This is a genomic window from Methylophaga sp. UBA678, assembly GCF_002299105.1.
GTDB lineage: Bacteria > Pseudomonadota > Gammaproteobacteria > Nitrosococcales > Methylophagaceae > Methylophaga > Methylophaga marina.
The window spans coordinates 1-21,368 of sequence record NZ_DBNG01000018.1; the positions used below are offsets into that span (position 1 = coordinate 1).

Genomic DNA, 21,368 nt, shown 5'->3' on the forward strand with positions numbered 1-21,368 from the left:
CTCTCTGCCTGACTGTCAACTTAATTTTTTACTTAATTTTCTAAGTCATCGTTTAAGTTGGTTGCTGATATTGGCTGGCCTTTACGACCTGCCTCGTCTGCAAGAGGGGCGCATATTACGCGAGCATTTTCATGAAAGCAACACAAAATCGTAATATTTTTGTCATATCACAATAATCCCTCTTTTGAACACCATGATTTCTTTCTCATCTTAGTGTTAACTAATTAATAAATAAGGTGGTAATGATATAAATGTCTTTTTTGAGCACTCCATGACCAAACACTTAGTCCCAGTGACTCTATAGCTAATCGAGCGGTACACTTAATAAGAAAGCGCTGCACTTAGTGTGATTTACTACTGATAAATCATATTTACTTAGTATCAGCACGATTATTACCTTCAATTACGATCTTAAAGATACATAGTCAATTTAGACTAGTTGGCTCACCTTCATTGATGAAACGATTACTAAAGTTTTACTCATGAGAAAAAAATCTAGAGGCAATCATTAGAACTCAATGATCTCAACCTTCTGTTTTAAACTTTTTGAACTCTAGTCTTGGAATAGTCTTATTGCTATAGGACGATAACGAGTGAATCGTAGGTTTGTTTAATTATTTATTGCAGCTGACATTTAAAACTCTGCACAGATGAATTACCTGATTTTGTGATTTAGCTCATGCTAATCATAAACGACAGGCAATAAAAAAGGGCTATGCTATGAAGCATAACCCTTTTGAATTTGTGGTGGGCCGTCTGCGACTCGAACGCAGGACCATCGGATTAAAAGTCCGGTGCTCTACCAACTGAGCTAACGGCCCAAACCAAGCGGCATATAATACCGTTTTCTAAATAAATGACAACCCCTTTTGTGGATTTTTTTTAAATTAATTGTGAGGTGTCTATGCTCAATACTGTCAAACCAGACGAGGCGACACTCAAAACAGCTTTAAACAATGCTGAACTGATGATCGAGACCGGTCATGATTATCACCATGTCGCTCAGGCTCTATTATATTTGAATGAAAAAAACCAACTGATGAGCGATATGATAAGTGCAATCGAACGCTATCTACAATTTGAAAAAAACACGCCAGCAACGAACGAACTAGAAGAAATTTTACAGCGTTTTAAAACCTTAGAGACCGAGTCATTATTAATGATAGAGACAGAACTCAGTGTGGATTAAGCTTGATAGCGTGTTGGATCAGCTATTCCTGCTTGCATGAATCCTTCATGGCGAAAGCGGCATGAATCACATTCACCACACGCTCTGCCCTCGCTATCAGCTTGATAGCAGGAGACTGTGAGGCTGTAATCGACGCCTAATGAAATACCTTTCTCAATAATCGCCTGTTTACTTAGATCAATAAGCGGGGTTTCTATAGTTAATTTATTGCCTTCAATTCCCGTTTTTGTCGCTAAATTGGCCATCGTTTCAAAGGCCGCTATATATTCAGGCCGACAGTCAGGATATCCAGAATAATCTACCGCATTAACACCAACATAAATGGCATCAGCTTCTAAAACCTCTGCCCACCCTAATGCAATTGATAAAAACACCGTATTTCTAGCTGGTACATAGGTGATTGGAATACCATCCTGGTGCTGTTTAGGTACGGCGATTGTGGTATCAGTCAATGCAGAACCACCAATAGCTGTCAGATCGATATTGATTACTTTGTGCTCTACCGCACTCATAGCTTCAGCAAGAATGGCAGACGCGTTTAACTCTGCGCGATGACGTTGGCCATAATCAAAGCTCATGGTGTAACACTGATAGCCTTGTTGTTTTGCAATTGCAAGTACTGTGGCTGAATCAAGACCACCAGATAAAAGAACGACAGCTTTTTTCATCGCCCTTTCTCCTCTCCCCAGAGGTATTTATGCATTTGAATTTGCATCCTCACAGGTAAGTTATCTGCAACAACCCATTCAGCGAGCTCAGCAGGCTGAAGTTGTCCATGAATTGGCGAAAATAAGACTTCACATCGCTCATAAAGTTGGTATTGGTTTAGCTTTTCTTTTGCCCAGTCATAATCATCACGATGGCACACGACAAATTTAAGCTGATCATGATTGTTCAATAGCTCGATATTTTCATATCGATTCTTACTTTCCTCACCTGATCCTGGCGTCTTGAGATCCATAACTCTACTGACACGTTTATCTACTTTACTAATATCCATGGCACCACTTGTTTCTAATGACACATCATAGCCACGATCACATAAAGCGGTTAATAAAGGTATACAGTTTGGTTGAGCAAGGGGTTCACCTCCCGTCACACAAACATACCGAGGATTGAAGGCAGCCACTTGGGCGACAATCTCATCAATATCCATCTTTTCACCACCGTGGAATGCATATTCCGTATCACAATAACCACAGCGAAGAGGACATCCGGTCAATCTGACAAATACGGTCGGTAGACCGACTGTGCGCGACTCACCTTGCAAAGAATAAAAAATTTCTGTTATGCGACATTGCGCCATAAATAATTACCGGCTTAATGTCTTAGTTGGTTGACTGATTAATACGATCTAATCTGGCTTTTGCAAGTCTGGCAGCGGAGCTATCAGGATAGGTCTCAATAACTTGATTCAATGTCGCTTGAGCTCGCTGAGTATCCCCCATTTCCTGTTCACTGAAGCCTCTTTTCAAAAGTGCATCGGCGACTTTTGTACTTGAAGGGTACTCATCAATGACAATTTGAAATAATGCTGCTGCATCAGCAAACTGTCTTAATACATATTTTGCTTCACCCTGCCAGTAATAAGCATTGGGAAGATAGACACTGCCCGGGTACTGTTCAGGGAACTTAGCCAAGGCATCAATAGCTTCTTGATATTGGCCGCTACGCAAGGTTTGCAATGCAGCCTGATAGGCGGCTTCACCATTTTCAACAGCGACAGGAGCTGTGCCAGAAGCTGGCTGATCTGCCGCTTCATCGATACCAGCGTTTGCTACAGAATTATCGGTTAATTCAGTACTGTTCGATGAGTTTGCGGTATTGGCAGAGCTATTATTTTCTAGCTGTTGCATACGCTCATCTAAGTCAATGTACATCTCTTTTTGACGTTTCTCAGCTTGTTCTAACTGATGTCTTAATGTTTCGTTATCACCATTGAGGCGTTGAATCTCATTTTGTAACTGATCAACTCGTGTAATCAGGTTCATCAGACCTTGGCCTTGGATGATTCTCTCCAGTCTTTCTACACGCTGCTGGAGTGGCTCTGTCTCTGCCCAACTGATATTGGGCAGAGCAGCAGCCAGAATCACGGCACAAATGAATTTTCTTTTGCCGTTAATCTGCATTTTTTATCGACCTAAATAAACAATTTCTACACGACGGTTTTGTGACCATGCATAATCATCTGAGCCATCAACTGCCGGTCTTTCTTCACCAAAACTGGTCACTTGGAACTGACTCATATCAGCACCTTGTAACATCAGAATTTGACGAATTGATAAGGCTCGACGCTCACCCAAAGCCAAGTTATATTCGCGTGAACCTCTTTCGTCAGTATGGCCTTCTAATCTCACAGTCACATTCGGGTGTTTGGCTAGATATGCAGCATGTGCACGTAGTGTTTCTTGATCTTCTTGTCGTACGTTAGCGCTGTCGTACTCAAAATAAACAACACGGTTTGACAATGGATTCGAAGGATCATTTAACTCATTTCCGTCATAACCATCTTCACCAACGACGACCTGAGTTTCTGAACCGTACTCACTGCCATCAGCGTTACCTTGACCATCCACACCAGATGTTTGGGCACTCAAATCCTCTACAGCGACATCACCTTCGTTCATCCCTTTATTAGGTGTTGAGCTACATGCGGCTAACCATAAAAGCGGAACAAGCACCGCGAACAATTTTAACTTTTTCATTTAACTAACTCCTATCACTCTTACTTTTTAAAAGGCGACCATGCCGGTTCACGTACCGCACTACCTGATTCTCCCAGGCGTTGTTTAATTCGGCCATCAACGGACACTGCCGCTAATACACCTCTGCCTTTTTGCTCAGTCGCATATAAAATCATACGGCCGTTTGGCGCAAAGCTCGGGGACTCATCAGCTCGCGTTTCAGTTAACACCTGAACCGCGCCTGTCTCTAAATCCTGCACAGCAATATGGAATTTGCCGTTAACGCCATGCACCATTGTCATCATGCGTCCATCAGGAGAAATATCTGCAGAGGCATTATAGTTGCCTTCAAAGGTAAGCCTTTCAGCACGCCCACCATCTGCATTTACTTTATATATTTGTGGCCTTCCACCACGGTCAGACGTAAATAAAATCTCACGACCATTAGGCATCCATACTGCTTCCGTATCAATTGCCTGTGAGTTATGTGTGACTCGCGATAGTTTGCCTGAACTTAATTCTAAGACATAAATCTCAGGATTACCGTTTTTTGATAATGTCACCGCTAATTTTTTGCCATCTGGTGACCATGCAGGTGCACTATTTAGACCGCGAAAAGAAGCCACAGATTGTCTTTTACCCGTACTGAGCTCTTGTACAAAAATTTCAGACTTTGCATTTTCAAACGTCACATAAGCTAAACGATTATCGTCCGGTGCCCAGCTAGGAGACATGATCGGCTGTCTGGATTGCAATACAGTTCTTGGGTTTGCACCATCTGCATCAGAGATTTGTAAGGCGTAGCGCTTACTGCCATCGGCGTTCTTCATTTCTGTCACAAAGGCGAGTCGTGTTGAAAATACCCCTTTTTCACCTGTCAGTGTTTCATAAACAATATCAGCAATTTGATGCGCTAAAGTCCGCATCCCGGAAGCTGGCACATTATATCGTTTTCCAACTAATTGCTGTGATTTATAAACATCAAATAACTGGAACTGAACTTGATAGTTTTCCCCATCCTGGCTGCTAACTTTACCAATAAGCAGGCCTTCAGAACGAAGTAAACGCCAGTCAGCAAAGTTAACCTGTTGGCCTTCATGAGGCTGGGAAATCAATTCGCTCTGTTTCAGTGGAGCAAAGCGACCACTACTTTTTAAATCATTGCTGATAATACTGGAAATATCCTCTGGAGGCGCAAAACCTTCATTACCAAAAGGGACGACAGCGATAGGAAGTGCAGCTTCCGAACCACCTGTAATTTCAATTGTTAATAAAGCATGTGCAGGCCATGATGCAAAGAGCATTAACGTCGCGACTACTTTTAACCAGCGTGTGAACATCACTTTCATCCTTTATTCGGGTTTAAAAATAAACTGAAAATCACGTAATGCAGCTGCAGCTTTTGGGTCTGATGGCTGCGGTAATGGTGCTGCTTTATATACAGCTGACTCTGCTGAACGATCAAATACTGCATTACCACTACTTTTCACAATTTTCACGTTTTTAACATCACCACCAGGTAACAGTGAAACTTGGACAGTACACTGCAAACCTGACTGAACGTTGGCCGGTCTTAACCAATAACGTTTAACACGCTGTTGAATCATTAGGCTGTATTGGTCAACCACTCCTTTAACTCGGCGAGCCTCACGTTCTTGCTGTTCTTGTTCTAGCTGACGCTGGAGATCAGATTCAGCGGCTTTTCTTCTCGCTTCCTCTTCCGCTTTACGTTTTGCTTCTTCTGCCTTACGCTTGGCTTCAGCTTCGGCTTTACGTTTTTCTTCTTCCAATCGTTTTTTCTCAGCCTCAGCTTTGCGTTTTGCTTCCTCAGCTTTACGCTTCTCTTCTTCTAAGCGTTTTTTCTCTTCTGCGGCTTTTTGCTTCTCTTCTTCTAATCGTTTTCTTTCCGCTTCTGCTTTTTGCTTTTCCTCTTCAAGCCGTTTTTTCTCCGCCTCGACTTTCTGTTTTTCAATCTCCGCCTGTTTACGTTCAGCTTCAATTTTTTGTTTACGTTCTTCTTCGAGCTTGCGCTGTTTTTCGGCTTCTAGACGTTTCTCTTCTTCTTGTTTTCGTTGCTGCTCTAGCTCAGCAATACGCTGCTTCTCTTCCTCTGCAGCTTTAGCACGTTGCTCGGCTTCAATACGAGCACGTTCTTCCATATCCTGATATTCCCTTTCTTTACGCGCCAACTCTTTCTGTGTTTCTTCTAATTGCTCCTGCACTTTTTGCTGGCGCTCTTTTTCTGCGTTTTTCTTTTCTTGTTCTAATTTTTCAAGGCGTGCGACCTCTTCTTCAACCAGAGTTTCATCAAGCACCGTTGCCTGAACAATTTCTTTCTGTGGTTCCTGGGCTAATGGTTTTGGCGTTGATGTCAAATCCATACCGATAATGAACATGGCGAATAACACGACATGTAACACCAGAGATGATGCGCCAGCAAAAAGATTGTCGACGATGTTGTGTTTCATAGTATTACTGAGCGTTCTCGGTTGATTCTGGTTGCTGTGTAATCAGGCCGACACTGGGTGCACCGGCTTTCTGCAATAAAGCCATCGCTGAGATCACATGTCCATAACTCGCAGCGTTATCGCCTTTCACCATCACAGGGGTTTTGGGATTGCGGCTTAAAACAGCGCTGGTTATGGCCATCAGTCTTTCTGGTCCTACCGCCTCATCCTGCTTGTCACCCACGGCCGCATAGAAATTTCCCTCAGCATCAACAGACACCACAAAAGACTCTGTATTTTCCGGTGAATCAACTGGATTCGCATCGGCTTGAGGCAAGTCCACTTGAACCCCCTGAGTTAACATCGGTGCTGTGATCATAAAAATAATCAGTAGCACCAGCATGACATCGATGTACGGAACGACATTGATATCGCTCATCGCCTTACGTCGTAGTCGTCTGTTTGAATGTACAGCCATGACCTAACCTCGGGGTTAACTATGTTGACGCTGTAAAATTGAAGAAAATTCTTCCAGGAAAGTATCGTAACGATTGATTAATCGTTCTACTTCATTGGAATATCGGTTATAGGCGATTACAGCCGGAATGGCCGCAAAAAGGCCCATGGCCGTGGCGATCAATGCTTCTGAAATACCGGGTGCCACCATGGATAAGGTCGCTTGCTGCACATTGCCCAGGGCACGGAAAGAGTTCATGATGCCCCAAACTGTTCCAAACAAACCGATATATGGACTGGTTGAACCTGCTGTTGCCAGAAATGGCAGTGAGGTTTCTAACTGATCAATTTCTCTAGCTAGAGAAATTCGCATGACGCGCTGCGCCCCTTCGAGGACATAATTACTGTCTGTTGAAGATTTTTTTAAACGGACAAACTCTTTAAAACCGACTTCAAAAATACCTTCCATGCCTCGGCTGGTATGGGGTCTTGACGAGATATCTTCATAGAGTCGATTAAGTTCATTACCTGACCAGAACTTATCTTCAAAATTATCCGCATCGCGTTTTGCTTTCGCTAATTCCCCCCGTTTACGGAAAATAATCAACCACGAATAAAATGAAATCATTACTAACACCAGCATAACCAGCTTAACGATCAAACTCGCTTCGGCTATTAGGGTGATAATCGATAGATCAGCAGTCACTATGCAACTCCGTCAAAATAAAATTAGGTATAGGTTTTGGGCGAAATGTCTCTGCGTCAAGACTCGCCACTCTGACCAAAGCATCGCACAACAGTTCCTCACCACGATAGATACTTTGTTCAAATACAATACTGGCACCAGCACGTTTTTGTAATCGGGAGGTCACGTGCAGTGCATCATTAAATACCGCAGGACGCCGATAATTAATCTGCATGGAGTGCACAGCAAATAGCAGCCCTTGCTCATGCCTGAGCGTGCTCTGCTCAATGCCTAAGGATCTTAACCACTCAGTCCGGGCCCGTTCCATAAAGTTCAAGTATTGCGAATGATACACGACTCCACCACTATCGGTATCTTCATAATAAACTCGGATTGGCCAAACAAATTTCTGCATAAAATTACTGGCCATCCAACGTCAGATCTGGACTTAATCCCAAGTGTAGCCAAGCACGTTTTGTGGCTACTCGCCCACGTGGTGTGCGCATGATGAAGCCTTCCTGAATCAGATAAGGTTCTAACACATCTTCAATTGTGCCACGCTCTTCGCCAATCGCCGCAGCGAGGTTATCCAGGCCAACAGGTCCACCTTCAAACTTTTCAATAATAGCCAGCAATAACTTGCGGTCTAACATATCAAAACCGTAATTATCGACATCCAGTAAGTCCAGCGCTTGTCTGGCAATTTCTGCTGTTACCTCACCGTTAAAGCGCACCTCAGCATAATCTCTGACACGTCGCAGTAAACGGTTTGCTATACGCGGCGTACCTCGTGAACGTCGTGCGACTTCATTGGCACCACTGGCATCTAACTTCACATTCAAAATACCAGCACTGCGCTCAACAATCGTACTCAAATCCTTTATGTTATAGAACTCCAGTCTCTGCACAATCCCAAACCGGTCGCGTAACGGTGATGTCAGCGAACCTGCGCGTGTTGTCGCCCCAACTAAAGTGAAGGGCTCCAAGTCGAGTTTGATGGAGCGGGCGGCAGGGCCTTCACCAATCATAATATCGATTTGATAATCTTCCATCGCCGGATAAAGCACTTCTTCAACGATGGGGCTTAAACGATGAATTTCATCAACAAACAACACATCGTTTGGTTCAAGATTGGTCAGTAATGCAGCAAGATCACCTGGTCTTTCCAGTACAGGCCCCGATGTTTGCCGCAAATTAACGCCCATTTCATTGGCAATGATATTAGCTAGGGTTGTTTTACCCAGTCCAGGCGGACCAAATATTAAGGTGTGATCGAGGGCTTCTTTTCGTTGTTTTGCGGCTGAAATAAACAAATCCATTTGTTCACGCACAACAGGCTGACCGATATAATCTTCAAGCGTAATGGGGCGTATCGCACGATCAATACGTTCCTCATCATTGTTGCTCTGTGGCGAAATAAACCGTTCTTCCATGTCAGTTTCTCTGCAATGCCTGGCGAATAATTTGTTCTGTAGTCATGCCTTCACTATCAAAACTACGCAACATTTTATCGGCTTCATTAGGCTTATAACCTAATGCAACGAGTGCTTCAACGGCTTCACTTTTAGCCCCAGCTGTTGTCATTGGCATGTCCGAAACGATGGTATCAATACCCATGGCAGAACTAACCTCTTTGAGTCGGTCACGCATTTCAACAATGAGTCTTTCTGCGGTCTTTTTTCCCACACCAGGTAGTCTTGTCAGGCTGGCAGTGTCCCCTTCCTGAACGCTACGAGCAAAAGCATCCACATCACTGCCTGAAAGAATGGTTAAGGCAAGCTTGGCTCCAACGCCATTGACTTTCAACAGACTTCTAAAGAGTAAACGCTCACGTTCCGTAGCAAAGGCATATAAAAGCTGAGCATCTTCTCTGACCACCATATGAGTGAAAAGCATCACTTCTTCATTTACAGCAGGTAAATTGAAGAATGTCGACATAGGTGCAGATAACTCATAACCAACACCATGCACATCCAGAACAAGCTCTGGTGGCTGCTTTTCTATAATAATGCCCCGCAAACGTCCAATCATCGACTATATCTTCCTCCGCGCCGAGTGGTGCGCATACCTGCTGGTAATTTACTCTGGCTACCACCAATAGCAGAGTGATGTGCATGAGTAAGGGCGCAGGCCAAAGCATCGGCCGCATCCTCTTCAGGTGATTCAGACAAACTCAAAATCACTGACATCATATATTGAATCTGTGCTTTATTTGCGTGGCCATTGCCGACCACGGCTTTTTTTATTTGTGTCGCGGTATATTCTGACACAGTCAATTGCTGACTGACTGCGGCACATATAGCAGCGCCTCTGGCTTGACCAAGCTTTAATGCAGAATCAGCATTTTTATGTAAAAACACTTTTTCGATGGCCATCATATCCGGTTGATAGCGTTCGATGAGGTCGGTCAGACCTTCAAAAATCTGTCTTAATCTATCAGCAAACTCGCCATCACCGACCATTAAACGGCCGTTGATGACGTGTTTAATTTTTTTTCCATCAATTTCAATAATGCCAAAACCGGTTTTTCTTGAACCAGGATCAATCCCCAGGATACGCGGCATACCTTATGACATCAGCTATTCAGCTGAGCCATGACCTCATCGGAAAAATCAGCGTTTGAATAGACTTCTTGCACATCATCCAAGTCTTCAAATGCTTCGATCATATTGATGGCTTTTTGAGCATCATCCACATCTAAACTAACAGTAGTGTCTGGATGCATGGTTACTTGCGCTGATTCCACTGGTAATTCAGCCGCATCTAAGGCATCTCTTACTGCCGCATAATCTTCTGGCGTCGTGAACACATCGATAGAACCATCATCATTAGTCACAATGTCTTCAGCACCCGCTTCAAGTGCCACTTCCATCACACTATCTTCATCAGTGCCACTGGCCAGCGAGATAATGCCTTTCTTGTTAAACAGGAAAGCCACACAACCATCAGTGCCCATATTGCCACCACGCTTGGTGAAAACATTACGCACCGCTGCAACCGTACGATTACGATTATCGGTCATGCAATCGACCATAATGGCTGTGCCATTCGGACCATAACCTTCATAACGAATTTCTTCGTAATTAACCCCTTCCAGTTCACCAGCACCACGTTTGGTTGCACGCTCGATGACATCTTTTGTCATGTTCGCGCCCAGTGCTTTATCTATCGCAGCACGTAAGCGTGGGTTTGCTGCGGGATCACTGCCACCCATTTTAGCGGCGACGGTGATTTCACGGATCAGCTTAGTAAACAGTTTGCCGCGCTTGGCATCCTGTGCACCTTTTCTATGCTGAATATTTGCCCACTTACTATGACCTGCCATGTACTTATTTACCTCTTTTGTTGCCAGCCTGAACGTCACTGCTCAGGCGAATAGTCCTAAATTATCGAACTAATGTATTCCAGTTTTTATACACATCGCTACGACCATAAACCTGGTCAAAATACATTGCCTGAAGTTTTTCAGTGATAGGACCGCGCGTGCCTTCACCGATTGGACGATTATCCAATTCTCTGATTGGTGTCACTTCAGCCGCTGTACCAGTGAAAAAGGCTTCATCAGCGATATACACTTCATCGCGTGTAATACGTTTCTCAACGACTTTCAGACCGATATCGCGTGCCAGTGTCATCACTGTTTCACGGGTGATACCTTCTAACGCTGAGGTCAATTCAGGGGTATACAACACACCATCACGCACCATGAAGAAGTTTTCACCACTACCTTCACACACGAAGCCTTGCGCATCTAATAGCAGCGCTTCGTCGTAACCGCAACTGACCGCTTCTTGCAACGCCATCATGGAATTCATGTAGTTACCGTTGGCCTTGGCTTTACACATGGTGATATTGACGTGGTGACGTGTGAACGATGACGTTCTGATACGAATACCTTTTGTCATGTTTTCTTCACCGAGGTAAGCACCCCAATGCCATGCTGCGACCATAACATGTGTGTTCAGGTTATCTGCACGGATACCCATGCCTTCCGAACCATAAAAACACATCGGTCTAATATAAGCAGAGTCCAGATTATTTTCACGAACCACAGTACGTTGAGCTTCGTTGATCGTCTCTTTATCAAACGGCATGCCCATACCTAAAATTTTGGCGCTACGGAAAAGACGATCGGTATGTTCCTGCAAACGGAAGATAGCCGTGCCTTGTTCAGATTTATAAGCACGCACCCCTTCAAATACGCCCATGCCGTAATGAAGAGTATGTGTCAGGACGTGGACTTTGGCCTCACGCCACGGTACTAATTCACCGTCGAGCCAGATAACGCCATCACGATCTGCCATTGTTGCTACTGCCATATGCTTTATTCCAAGTTCATTGATTAATCTGAGTCTGGTTCTAGGCGATGTCACCTAACCAGCGCTGCCAAATCTGCACAACCTGCTGCGGGAAGTCTTGTAACTGAGACACCGACATTAATGTGGGTTTATCCTGCAATACGCAGTGGTTGGCTTCATTTCGATAGTAACGATATGCGTCGGCCAACATTTCCCCTTCAGCGGGTTCGAGCTTTCCGGAAGCCACCAGCGCTTCCAAAATCCTAATATTATCGGTGTAAACGAGTAATTCAGGCAAGTCCGTTGACCATGCCAACACTGCATATTGCACCATAAATTCAATATCAGTGATACCACCTTTACCCTGTTTTAGATCAAATAGTTGGCTATCACTCTTGTCTAACTGTTGACGCATTTTTGAACGCATGTCTCTGACTTGCTCAGCCAGTGTCTCTTGATCACGGGACTTGGCCAACACCTGTTGACGCGTGTCGAAGACCTTTTGCGCAAGTTTGGCATCCCCCATCACATTTCTTGCGCGTACCAAGGCTTGATGTTCCCATGTCCATGCTTCTTTTTGTTGATAATCAACAAAACCAGAAAATGGACTGACCAATAAACCCGATGCGCCACTGGGCCGCAAACGCATATCGACTTCATAAAGCAAACCACCAGGAGTGACTGTATTCAGCAGATGAATCATGCGTTGAGCAAGGCGAGTATAAAATACCATCACATCCACAGGACGCTCGCCACCCGTCATGCCTTCCTGTGCATCATCAAAGATGAAGACCAGATCCAGATCGGAACCGTAACCTAATTCAAGCCCACCTAACTTACCGTAAGCCAGAATAGTCAAACCGCACTGCTTAGGGTCGTTATTATCTGTAATGGGTGGATACCCATGCTTAACCACTAAATGTTCCCAGGCTATTCGCCATACCTGTTCAAGTAGTATTTCTGCCAATTCCGTTAATTGATCCCCCACTCGCATTAACGGCAGTACCTCAGTGACATCGGCTGCCGCTACATGAAGCGTGGCAATTTGTCGGAACTCTCGCAAACGATTCATTAATTGCTCTAAATCATCAGCATCGACAGAAGATAAAAACTGTAACAGCTGTTTTTTTAACTCTTCTCTCTCAGGTACTTCATAAAGGGAACGAGGATCGAGGAGCTCATCTAATAGCACAGGGTATTTCGCTAGCTGTGTACTTATTAATGGACTAGCAGAACAGAGCTTAACCAGTTGTGACAAGGCCATCGGATTTTCTACCAGCAGCGCCATATAAGCACTTCGACGCATGATGGACTCCATCAGAGGCATTAAGCGGGGTAGACAATCATCAGCGTTATCGACATTCCCTGTGGCTTGTAATAACAAAGGTAATAGCTTCTCAAGCCGTTGCTGGCCTGTCTGGCTCAAGTTACGACAAATATGCAGATCGAGTAATTTATCAACAACCGCGAGTATCTGTTCAGGATTGTCATACCCACATTGTTGAATAAAGGTTAATTTCTCTTCCGGTTGAGCATTAAGGAAAGAAATTTTTATCCCAGCACCTTCATCACTGGCTTGAGGCGCCGTCAGCAATTGATCAAAATGTTCCTGTACTTGCTGCCTGTAGTCTCTAAGAGTGGCATAAAACGATGACCAGTCTTCGAAGCCCATACTAAGTGCCAACCTTAATCTTGAAGGCTCATCGCTTGGCAAAATATGGGTCTGCTGATCGGCCCAAGCCTGAATGCGGTGCTCTGTTCTACGAAGAAACGCATAGGCTTGTTTTAACTGATTGACCGCATAGACTGATAACAGGTTTCTATCAGCCAACAGGTCAAGAATCGTTAGAATCGGCCTTTGCTGCATGGGGCGATCTCGTCCACCATAGATCAACTGAAAAACCTGACCTATAAACTCGATTTCTCGGATACCGCCGGTGCCCAGCTTGATATTGTCGTCCATCCCTCTGTGGTGCATCTGTCCGGCAATCATGGATTTCATTTCACGCAGTGCATCAAACATGCCGTAATCGAGATAACGTCGATAAACAAAGGGCCTCAGCATATCTGACAACGCTTTCTTATCCGCTTCATTGCCGGTAATAGCACGCGCTTTAATCATCGCGTAGCGTTCCCACTCTCGTCCCTGGGTCTGGTAATACTCTTCCATCGCATCAAAGCTTGAGACCAAAGCGCCACTCTCACCAAAGGGACGTAAGCGCATATCAACTCGAAACACAAAACCATCAACGGTCTGGTTATCCAAGGCCTGAATTAGTTTACGTCCAAGCCTAACGAAGAACTCGCTATTGCTTAATGGCTTCCTGCCCCCTTCGGTTTGCCCTTCATCTGGGTAAGTGAAGATAAGATCGATATCCGATGACAGGTTTAATTCGCCTGCACCTAGTTTTCCCATCCCTAAAACGATCATTTTTTGTTCGCGACCATCATCGTCACGAGGGATGCCATTTATCTCGACCTGCCAGTCATAGAGAAGGCTTAAGGTCTGCTGAATACAGACATCGGCCATGGCGGACAGATCAGCCATGGTTTCGGCTAAATCAGACCAATTAGCTAAATCCCGCCAGATAATACGTACCATCATCCATTGACGAAAATGACGTAATTTCTGATGTAATTGTTCCTCGCTAGTGATACCTTCGAGCATGGATTTCAGCTGCTGACGAATCTCATCCAACGACAGCTTTTTCTGCAATTGGCCTGATTCAAGCAACTGCGCCAACATCGATTCCTGTCTTTGCCCCCACTGATTGACGTAATCACTGGCTGATAAGACATCAGGTGCCACTTTCAGCAGTTCGGGATAAGTCTTTAAGGCATTTTGCCATGGCTCTGGCAATACAAATGCTGAGGACATAAACACTCCGGATAACGATGGAAAAGCATTACTTTACATTAAGCTTGATTAATACCAAATGCGTAAACCATTCTAGCTAGTCAATAAAATAATCAAGAGATATGCACGCTAGTAAGGAGAACAAACCGCTATCAGTCTTCGCTTAATCATTCGCCTTAGGTGATAATCTAGGTTCGCACTAAGTTAGGAGTAAGAAACCATGATGCTAAAACGTATGCTTGCCCTGTTGAGCTTATTGTTGAGTTTTCCCGTTATCGCAGAGAGTGATTGCGCGTCTGCTTTTACTACGCTTGAAATTAACGCTTGTCTCAACGAAGAGTTGCAAGACAAAAAGGACATCATGCAGCAATACTTGGCAGCAGCTAAACAACGCTACAGCGATGAAACCAAAGTGGTAACTGCGATAGAAGCAGGACAATCGGCTTGGGAAGCCTATAAAACATCCCACTGTGACAGTGTTTACACTATATGGATGGACGGGACGATTCGTGGTGCTATGACGCTGAGCTGTCAGATAAACCTGACCGAAGCCAGAACGCATGATATCTGGTCGAGCTATTTGACCTATATGGACAGCACTCCGGCTATCATGCCCGAACCAGAATTAACGTATGAGTAAACTCATTGCCCAATCATAATGAGCTTACCCGTTTTTGGATCACGGTAAACCTGACCGACAGACTCATACCCCTCCGCACCACCTTGCATACCTTCAGGTATCTGCGGTAATTCTTTCATCGATTGAAGTTCCGTCAGGGCATGATCCGCTTGTTTTGCCTCGGCCTGGAAATGCTCCTGAAGCTGACTACTCATTGAAATTAATGCCGCAATCAGACCACAGGCAAACACCAACATTAAATCTAATAAATTGGCCATAGGGCCTAATGGCTCATCATCATTGCCATCAAATCGATTATGTCGCCAGCGTCTAGCCATTAGCCTGCTCCATAGTCGTTAGAATCTCGTCATACCAACGACGTCTTAATCGCCCTAAAACAAAACCGATAATGCCAACAAACAGGCCCAGAACCGTGGTATCAAAGGCCACACTCATCGCCGTTGTTAAGATACTTAACTCACCATTACCAAGTGCAGATAAGCCCGGCCCAAGCGGAATCAGTGTGCCCATCAAACCGAGCATAGGCGCAATTCTGGCTAAAAAGTCACTACGCTCAATACGTTTGAAAGCTACTTTTTCAAAGGACTCAACCTGACCTGACTGCTGCCACTTTTTCAAACCTGAAAAGCGTTCGGCCAGTGCAATACCAATATCAATAATGCTCAAGGCGGCAAATAGCATTAGCGCCCATATCACCGGTTCTAATAAAAACCCGACTAAGTGATGCATCACACCGATTGATTGTGAACTCAACATAACTTACTCCTTCACCTTGGCAGCTGGGGCACGCACCCCTTTTGCGATACCGGCCAGTACTAATAACGCCACCAGACCTAATATCACATAGAGCCAGAAGCGTTGTTGCTGCGCTTGCTCTTTCTGTTGCTCTTCAGATGAATTCGTCTCTTGCTCAGGCTGAGTCGCTTTTTGCTCGGTGATTTCGGCAATATGACTTGGTGCATCAGCCACTTCAGTTTCTGGCATTCTTGCCGCATTCAATACCTCAGCTAATTGCTGTTGATGAGACTCATCCAGGTAATCATTCAACCAAACATACATGGGATGGGATGGTGAGGTATGGCCACTTCCCGGTAGCCCATTTGCAGAAACTAAACCGGTGAACTGCTGTGCCAGTTGTTCCAGCGTAGCCTCATCTGCCTGCCAAAAGCCTTTATATGCCGCGACCAGCATAATCGCCAGCATATTGCTTTTCACATGCACATTGTGGTCTTGTTCAAGGAACTCATCTAAGCCGAGATCCAGACCATCATCCACATACACCCGTTTGACTTCATCCCATACCCAGCTTTTCACAATGCCGGGATTGGTCACTTGCCAGCCCCATAGATATTCTAAAAACTCACTACCCATGGTGCGAGCACCGGCATACCCCTCCTTCATCAGCGGTTTAAGCCATTGCGGATTTAGATAACGACCACGCAGTTCACCTAACAATACGGTCTGCAAAGGATCAACGCGTAAATCCGTGGTATCACTGTGCGCCAGAATATAACTCTCTGGTGCCTGTCCACGTGTGGTTTCAATAGCGAGGCTTAAGCCGCCCAGATAATCAAAGGCATCATTGTTATCCATAACTCCATACAGATTACTGGCTCGTCCGAGATAAGTCTGACCGACATGTTGCAGCCTCTGTTGGAATAAGGCCTGCTGCGCCTGACCGTCCAGTTCTGCACCATAGGCATGCCCCATGCGATGAATATAGGTTTGCGCGACTTCTTCACGGTTTTCCCAGGCACCAGAGCGTTCAACCAGGCGATTCACGCCAGCACCATAAGCACCCGGTGGGGTACCAAAAATACGGTAACTTGCCGTCAGGCCGGCTTGGTTTTCTGACACACCCGCACGTAATGCCGCACTGGCATCGTCTACCCAGCGGGCAGCAACCTGGTTCTGCTCTAAGGATTCAAAACCAGGATTTTCACTAACCTGTAAACGCTCTAAAGCCGCATCCAAAGATAAGGTCAACGCCGGATAGTCACGACGAATCAAACCAGAAGAGGCATCCAGTGCCATCAATACCGCTTGTTCTAGCCAGACGATCTGAGAACCATACAAATCACGGAATAGGCCGGATGTCGTCAGTAACATATCTCGGCGGATTCGGGGATGAGGCGAGGCTGATGAAGAAAGATCCAAACGTTCTAATCCACTAAAAATTCCACGACGACTCCAGGTCGGTTTCACCCCTAACATATCGTAAGCAAAAGCGATCATAGCGCCTTCATCACGCACCACATCGGATGCCCATAACACTAAGGCATCACTATCCTGAGCGTTTTTTGCGGGAGTTTCTGCACGGGCTTTTTCGGCTAATGCGATACCGACTTTGTAGCCTAAACGTGATGGAATTAAGCTATCATCTAAGGCATAGAAATTACGTCCAGTCGGTAATGCTGATGGTGTGCGAATCGGATCATTACCTTTACCCGGCTCAACAAATTGACCATCTAAAGCAGCCAATAATGCCGACATTTCTGCAGCAGGTGAGCCGCGTAGAAGTGGATCCCAGCTCTCCGTAGCTTGTTTGCCATTATTCATTGAAGTAAGCATGGTTTGAACCGCTTGTTCAGACCAGTCTCGACCAAAAACATGTAGCCCCAGAGGCATAAAATCTTCTTGTAGAGTGGTCAGGTAATGGCCGATTTCGTGCACTAACAAATCGTCATCCACCTGCTCGAATGAACTCAATCCTCGCACTTCCAACTCACCAGCCATATTCGCTGTCAGTTCATCTTCCAGATTAAGTTTGGCGACTAAGCGTTTCATTTCCTCAATCGCACGATCGCGCATAGCTCCAGCATTCACAGGTGCAGCTTCATAACTTTCAACGACCTGTCGTAATTCCAGTAATTGATCATATAACTCAGTGCTAGCCAAAGGCGGTGTGAGGTGATCAACCATCACCGCGAGGCCACGGCGTTTTGCCTGAATACCCTCACCCACACCATCAACGATATAAGGGTAGATACTTGGCAAATCATCTAAAATTGCCTGAGGGTAATCATTCTCAGCCATACCCACTCGATGACGAGGTAAAAACTCGTAGGTCGAATGGCGGCCCAGATGAACTAAGGCATCAGCATGAAAGGTATTTCTTAGCCACTGATAAAACGCCAGATATTGATGTGGCGGCGGGAAGGATAAATTGGCATGCAATAATTCTTCATTCAGTTCCCAACCTCTTGGAGGCTGTGGACCAACAAAAATATTGCCAAACTCAAGACCGGGAATCAGGATTTTATCGTCATAAACCATCACATTCCCCGGCGCTTCGCCCCAGCCTCTTATGCCTTCTATCCATTGTTGGCTGATGGCATTAATTAATTGCTCAGCCTGTTGCCAGTCGATGTTTGCTAAAGGTCGCTGGTAGATGGTTTGTAGCTGACTGAGTAATTGCAACACACGGTCACGACCAGCATGGTCGGCCCCATCGACAACATGGCGAATATCTTCCATTACTCGAGCTAATAAATGGGCCGCAATGGTTGGATCATTCAATGCTTTAGCTTGTTTTAGATTGGCATGTAATAAGCCCAGCGGGCCATTGACCATTTCTTGCTGTAGTGATTCTGGCAATGTTTGAAACCAGGTTTGGTAGCTTTTGCTATCCATTGTGTTGACTTGTGACGACATCGCAGCCAAGACAGTCTGATCTTCAGGTAAGTTGACCCCTCGTTGCTGCAATAAATCTAGCAATGCGTCTGATGTCGCCGGTAACTCACCGGTGTTATACCCTTGGTTTTTAAGCGAATGCAGAATATCGAACAAGGACTCCACGACGTTTAAATTATCAGCACCGATATTGTGGCGACCAGGCGGATGGTTGTAATAGATAATCGCAATCTTTTTATCCTGATTCGCTTTATCTTGTAATTGCTGCCAGCGTTTTAAGCGCTTGGCCAATAAGGTGACTTGTGACTCTACAGGTTCTGAGAAAGCCAGTCTGGCTCCCGTAAGTTTATCGACTTCGGCGGGTGTCATCGTTGCAACCACCATTGGCTGAGACACCCCTTGTAACTCAGGCATAGCGACACGATAGTGAACAGAATCCCAACTGATTCCGGCTTCTGACAACGCCCATTCAGCGTGGGTACTGTCACTTAAACGCATCGCTTTTATCACCGGTACATTCAGTTTTTTTAATTCATCGGTGACAGCCTGCCGATGTTCCGATCCGCCAATCACAAAGTCTTGCAGAGACACCACTGAACTGATGTGTGACTTATTCTCAGCTAATAACTTGATGGCAGATAAACTGGCATCACCCCACGCAGTAAGCACTGACACACAACCAGTTGACTCATCAATAAGCTGTTTACAAACAGCATCCAGTAATGCCTTTTCTCCCGGCCGTTCCCCAGTTTCATAATCCACTAACACCACCCATGATGATTTTGCAGAAAACTCAAACTGATCTGGTGGAATGATTTTATCTTGATGATAAAGCCTGAGCTGTGCAGCTAATTGAGGACGCTCAGTTGTATTTTCATTATTAACCAGATGATGTAGATGACTAATCAGTCCCTGCATATTTTCACTATTTCTTCCCAGCCAAAAGAATCGTGAAATCAACCACGCTTCCTGTGCCGGGTATTGTTCTAATAGCGATGCCATCCACTGTTCTGTCGATAACGCAGGATCTGGATGCTGCATTAATTTGTCAGGGGGCCCGTTTAAAATGGGACGACTGTTCAAACTAGACGCCCCCATAAGACGCTGATCGCTATGCAATGCGATAAGATTTTTTAGCAGGCCGTTTTTACTATGTTCTACCAACTGATTGGCTGTTTCGCCAAACACGCCGCCTGCGAAGACTAAATCTGACTGTTTTAATAAAGCGGCTTGTTGATTTACGCTTAAGTCTTGCCACTGCTCGGTTGTGCGTATTTGCACTGACGTGGAGGAGTGAGAAGGGTGTTTTAAAAACTCATGCGCACCAGACACCACTTCCGGTACATTTCGTGGTGTGACAATCAGCAATAATTGCTCGGCCAGGACTGATGAAGAAAAAAGAAATAGAATGAAACAAAGAATAAGTCGGTTAAACACAGCGTTATCCATCAATATATAAAAACACTGAGTTATCAAACCAGGCCGGAAAGATCAGACACCGCTTAATAACTCAAAGATGATTCGCCATTAAACGGTTTCCCGCTCCAACTGCACACCCCGGCCATCGGATAATAACGTTTTCATGGCAGATATCCTGGCTCACGCTTCAACATTTCCAACTCACCTTCCCAAAATCGATTGATTTCAGTGGTTTTACATCATCGTTGTCAGAAACTTCACGTATACAGTTGCGGGGACAGCTTCGGTTAAGAATTCCCTTTTAACTCTGATAAGAGACCATAAAAATCAGAATTATACGTACATACCCGAATAACAACCACGGTTTGATGACGCAGACAATATTGCGAACAAGAATAATGCACAAAATAAAGATAGACAGCCCAAATAGTGATGGCTAATATCCAACTGAGACTCAATGTTTAATCAGGATGCTCGCCCTCTATTTCAATGAAAACAACAAAAGGAAGATAAAGGATGTTGAAGGAATTCAAAGAGTTTGCCATGCGCGGCAATGTGTTGGATATGGCCGTGGGGATTATCATCGGTGGTGCGTTTGGCACCATTGTGAAGAGTTTGGTAGCCGACGTAATTATGCCACCTATTGGTCTATTACTGGGAGGTGTCGACTTTTCAGACTTATTTGTCACGTTAAAAGAAGGTACTGTGGCAGGTCCATATGCCACCTTGGCAACAGCTCAGGAAGCTGGTGCTGTAGTGATTAGTTATGGCGTCTTTATTAATGCGGTCATCAGCTTTTTGATCGTCGCCTTTGCTGTTTTTCTGTTGATTCGTTCGGTCAATAAAATGCAACGTGAAAAAGAAGCAGAACCTGCACCTGCAGAAGCCACCAATAAAGAATGTCCAAGATGTTACTCAACCATTCTTATCAAAGCGACGCGTTGTCCACACTGCACATCAGAACTCGTATAAACAAAAAAGCCCCGACCAAATGGCCGGGGCTTTTTTAGCACTAAAGACTGAGGGATGATTACATCATGCCGCCCATGCCACCCATGCC

The 21,368-nt window shown here is 44.9% G+C and carries 21 protein-coding genes, 1 tRNA gene and 1 riboswitch; of the genes, 3 read left to right on the forward strand and 19 right to left on the reverse strand.

Annotation, left to right across the window (positions count from 1 at the left end; translation table 11 throughout):
• Positions 1-745: 745 nt before the first annotated feature.
• Positions 746-821 (reverse strand) — tRNA-Lys (locus B3014_RS09580).
• 83 nt (positions 822-904) lie between these two features.
• Here B3014_RS09580 and B3014_RS09585 point away from each other — a divergent pair.
• Entirely contained in the window at positions 905-1,189 is a 285-nt protein-coding gene (locus tag B3014_RS09585) for a hypothetical protein (protein WP_289244056.1), read from the forward strand.
• Here B3014_RS09585 and queC read toward each other — a convergent pair.
• The 15 genes from queC to glnE all read right to left on the reverse strand — a co-directional run bounded on the left by queC (position 1,186) and on the right by glnE (position 14,637).
• On the reverse strand, positions 1,186-1,857 hold the full coding sequence (queC, locus tag B3014_RS09590; protein ID WP_289244057.1) for a 7-cyano-7-deazaguanine synthase QueC: 672 nt from the start codon (positions 1,855-1,857) through the stop codon (positions 1,186-1,188). The two genes, B3014_RS09585 and queC, sit on opposite strands and share 4 nt — an antisense overlap.
• Complete coding sequence (queE, locus tag B3014_RS09595) at positions 1,854-2,495, reverse strand: 7-carboxy-7-deazaguanine synthase QueE (protein WP_289244058.1); 642 nt, start codon at positions 2,493-2,495, stop codon at positions 1,854-1,856. The genes queC and queE overlap by 4 nt, the downstream gene beginning before the upstream one ends.
• 22 nt (positions 2,496-2,517) lie before the next feature.
• A complete protein-coding gene (gene ybgF, locus B3014_RS09600; RefSeq protein WP_289244059.1) occupies positions 2,518-3,318 on the reverse strand; it encodes a tol-pal system protein YbgF in 801 nt (266 codons plus the stop codon).
• A gap of 3 nt (positions 3,319-3,321) precedes the next feature.
• Complete coding sequence (gene pal / locus B3014_RS09605; RefSeq protein ID WP_289244060.1) at positions 3,322-3,894, reverse strand: peptidoglycan-associated lipoprotein Pal; 573 nt, start codon at positions 3,892-3,894, stop codon at positions 3,322-3,324.
• 20 nt (positions 3,895-3,914) lie between these two features.
• The gene (gene tolB, locus B3014_RS09610) at positions 3,915-5,213 is read right to left on the reverse strand and encodes a Tol-Pal system beta propeller repeat protein TolB (protein WP_289244061.1); all 1,299 of its coding nucleotides are present in this window, start codon (positions 5,211-5,213) and stop codon (positions 3,915-3,917) included.
• A 12-nt stretch (positions 5,214-5,225) separates the two neighbouring features.
• A complete protein-coding gene (gene tolA / locus B3014_RS09615; RefSeq protein ID WP_289244062.1) occupies positions 5,226-6,341 on the reverse strand; it encodes a cell envelope integrity protein TolA in 1,116 nt (371 codons plus the stop codon).
• A 4-nt stretch (positions 6,342-6,345) separates the two neighbouring features.
• Positions 6,346-6,798, reverse strand: coding sequence for a protein TolR (gene tolR / locus B3014_RS09620; protein ID WP_289244063.1), 453 nt, complete (start codon positions 6,796-6,798; stop codon positions 6,346-6,348).
• 15 nt (positions 6,799-6,813) lie between these two features.
• Positions 6,814-7,482, reverse strand: coding sequence for a protein TolQ (gene tolQ / locus B3014_RS09625; protein ID WP_289244064.1), 669 nt, complete (start codon positions 7,480-7,482; stop codon positions 6,814-6,816).
• Positions 7,472-7,876: a tol-pal system-associated acyl-CoA thioesterase gene (ybgC, locus tag B3014_RS09630; RefSeq protein WP_289244065.1), complete on the reverse strand. Its 405-nt coding sequence runs from the start codon at positions 7,874-7,876 to the stop codon at positions 7,472-7,474. The genes tolQ and ybgC overlap by 11 nt, the downstream gene beginning before the upstream one ends.
• 4 nt (positions 7,877-7,880) lie before the next feature.
• Entirely contained in the window at positions 7,881-8,894 is a 1,014-nt protein-coding gene (gene ruvB / locus B3014_RS09635; protein ID WP_289244066.1) for a Holliday junction branch migration DNA helicase RuvB, read from the reverse strand.
• Position 8,895: 1 nt separating this feature from the next.
• The gene (gene ruvA, locus B3014_RS09640; RefSeq protein WP_289244067.1) at positions 8,896-9,492 is read right to left on the reverse strand and encodes a Holliday junction branch migration protein RuvA; all 597 of its coding nucleotides are present in this window, start codon (positions 9,490-9,492) and stop codon (positions 8,896-8,898) included.
• Entirely contained in the window at positions 9,489-10,025 is a 537-nt protein-coding gene (gene ruvC, locus B3014_RS09645) for a crossover junction endodeoxyribonuclease RuvC (RefSeq protein ID WP_289244068.1), read from the reverse strand. Before ruvC ends, ruvA begins: the two co-directional genes overlap by 4 nt.
• Positions 10,026-10,036: 11 nt before the next feature.
• Entirely contained in the window at positions 10,037-10,786 is a 750-nt protein-coding gene (locus B3014_RS09650) for a YebC/PmpR family DNA-binding transcriptional regulator (RefSeq protein WP_286303542.1), read from the reverse strand.
• A 61-nt stretch (positions 10,787-10,847) separates the two neighbouring features.
• A complete protein-coding gene (locus B3014_RS09655; RefSeq protein ID WP_289244069.1) occupies positions 10,848-11,780 on the reverse strand; it encodes a branched-chain amino acid transaminase in 933 nt (310 codons plus the stop codon).
• Between the two features lie 40 nt (positions 11,781-11,820).
• A complete protein-coding gene (glnE, locus tag B3014_RS09660; RefSeq protein WP_289244070.1) occupies positions 11,821-14,637 on the reverse strand; it encodes a bifunctional [glutamate--ammonia ligase]-adenylyl-L-tyrosine phosphorylase/[glutamate--ammonia-ligase] adenylyltransferase in 2,817 nt (938 codons plus the stop codon).
• 199 nt (positions 14,638-14,836) lie between these two features.
• Between glnE and B3014_RS09665 the strand changes: the two genes are divergently transcribed.
• Positions 14,837-15,256, forward strand: a complete 420-nt coding sequence (locus tag B3014_RS09665) for a lysozyme inhibitor LprI family protein (protein WP_289244071.1) — start codon at positions 14,837-14,839, stop codon at positions 15,254-15,256.
• A 2-nt stretch (positions 15,257-15,258) separates the two neighbouring features.
• On the opposite strand, the gene B3014_RS09670 is transcribed toward B3014_RS09665, so the two are convergent.
• From B3014_RS09670 to B3014_RS09680, 3 genes are read right to left on the reverse strand one after another with little or no spacing between them, the layout of a single operon-like run.
• Positions 15,259-15,573: a DUF2149 domain-containing protein gene (locus B3014_RS09670; RefSeq protein WP_289244072.1), complete on the reverse strand. Its 315-nt coding sequence runs from the start codon at positions 15,571-15,573 to the stop codon at positions 15,259-15,261.
• Positions 15,566-16,012 carry a MotA/TolQ/ExbB proton channel family protein gene (locus B3014_RS09675; protein WP_289244073.1) on the reverse strand — a complete coding sequence of 149 codons (447 nt, stop codon included), beginning with the start codon at positions 16,010-16,012 and terminating at the stop codon, positions 15,566-15,568. The genes B3014_RS09670 and B3014_RS09675 overlap by 8 nt, the downstream gene beginning before the upstream one ends.
• A 3-nt stretch (positions 16,013-16,015) precedes the next feature.
• A complete protein-coding gene (locus tag B3014_RS09680) occupies positions 16,016-20,326 on the reverse strand; it encodes a cobaltochelatase subunit CobN (RefSeq protein WP_289244074.1) in 4,311 nt (1,436 codons plus the stop codon).
• 130 nt (positions 20,327-20,456) lie between these two features.
• A riboswitch (cobalamin riboswitch) is annotated at positions 20,457-20,646 on the reverse strand.
• A gap of 178 nt (positions 20,647-20,824) precedes the next feature.
• Here B3014_RS09680 and mscL point away from each other — a divergent pair.
• On the forward strand, positions 20,825-21,280 hold the full coding sequence (gene mscL / locus B3014_RS09685; protein ID WP_286303535.1) for a large conductance mechanosensitive channel protein MscL: 456 nt from the start codon (positions 20,825-20,827) through the stop codon (positions 21,278-21,280).
• Positions 21,281-21,368 lie beyond the last annotated feature (88 nt).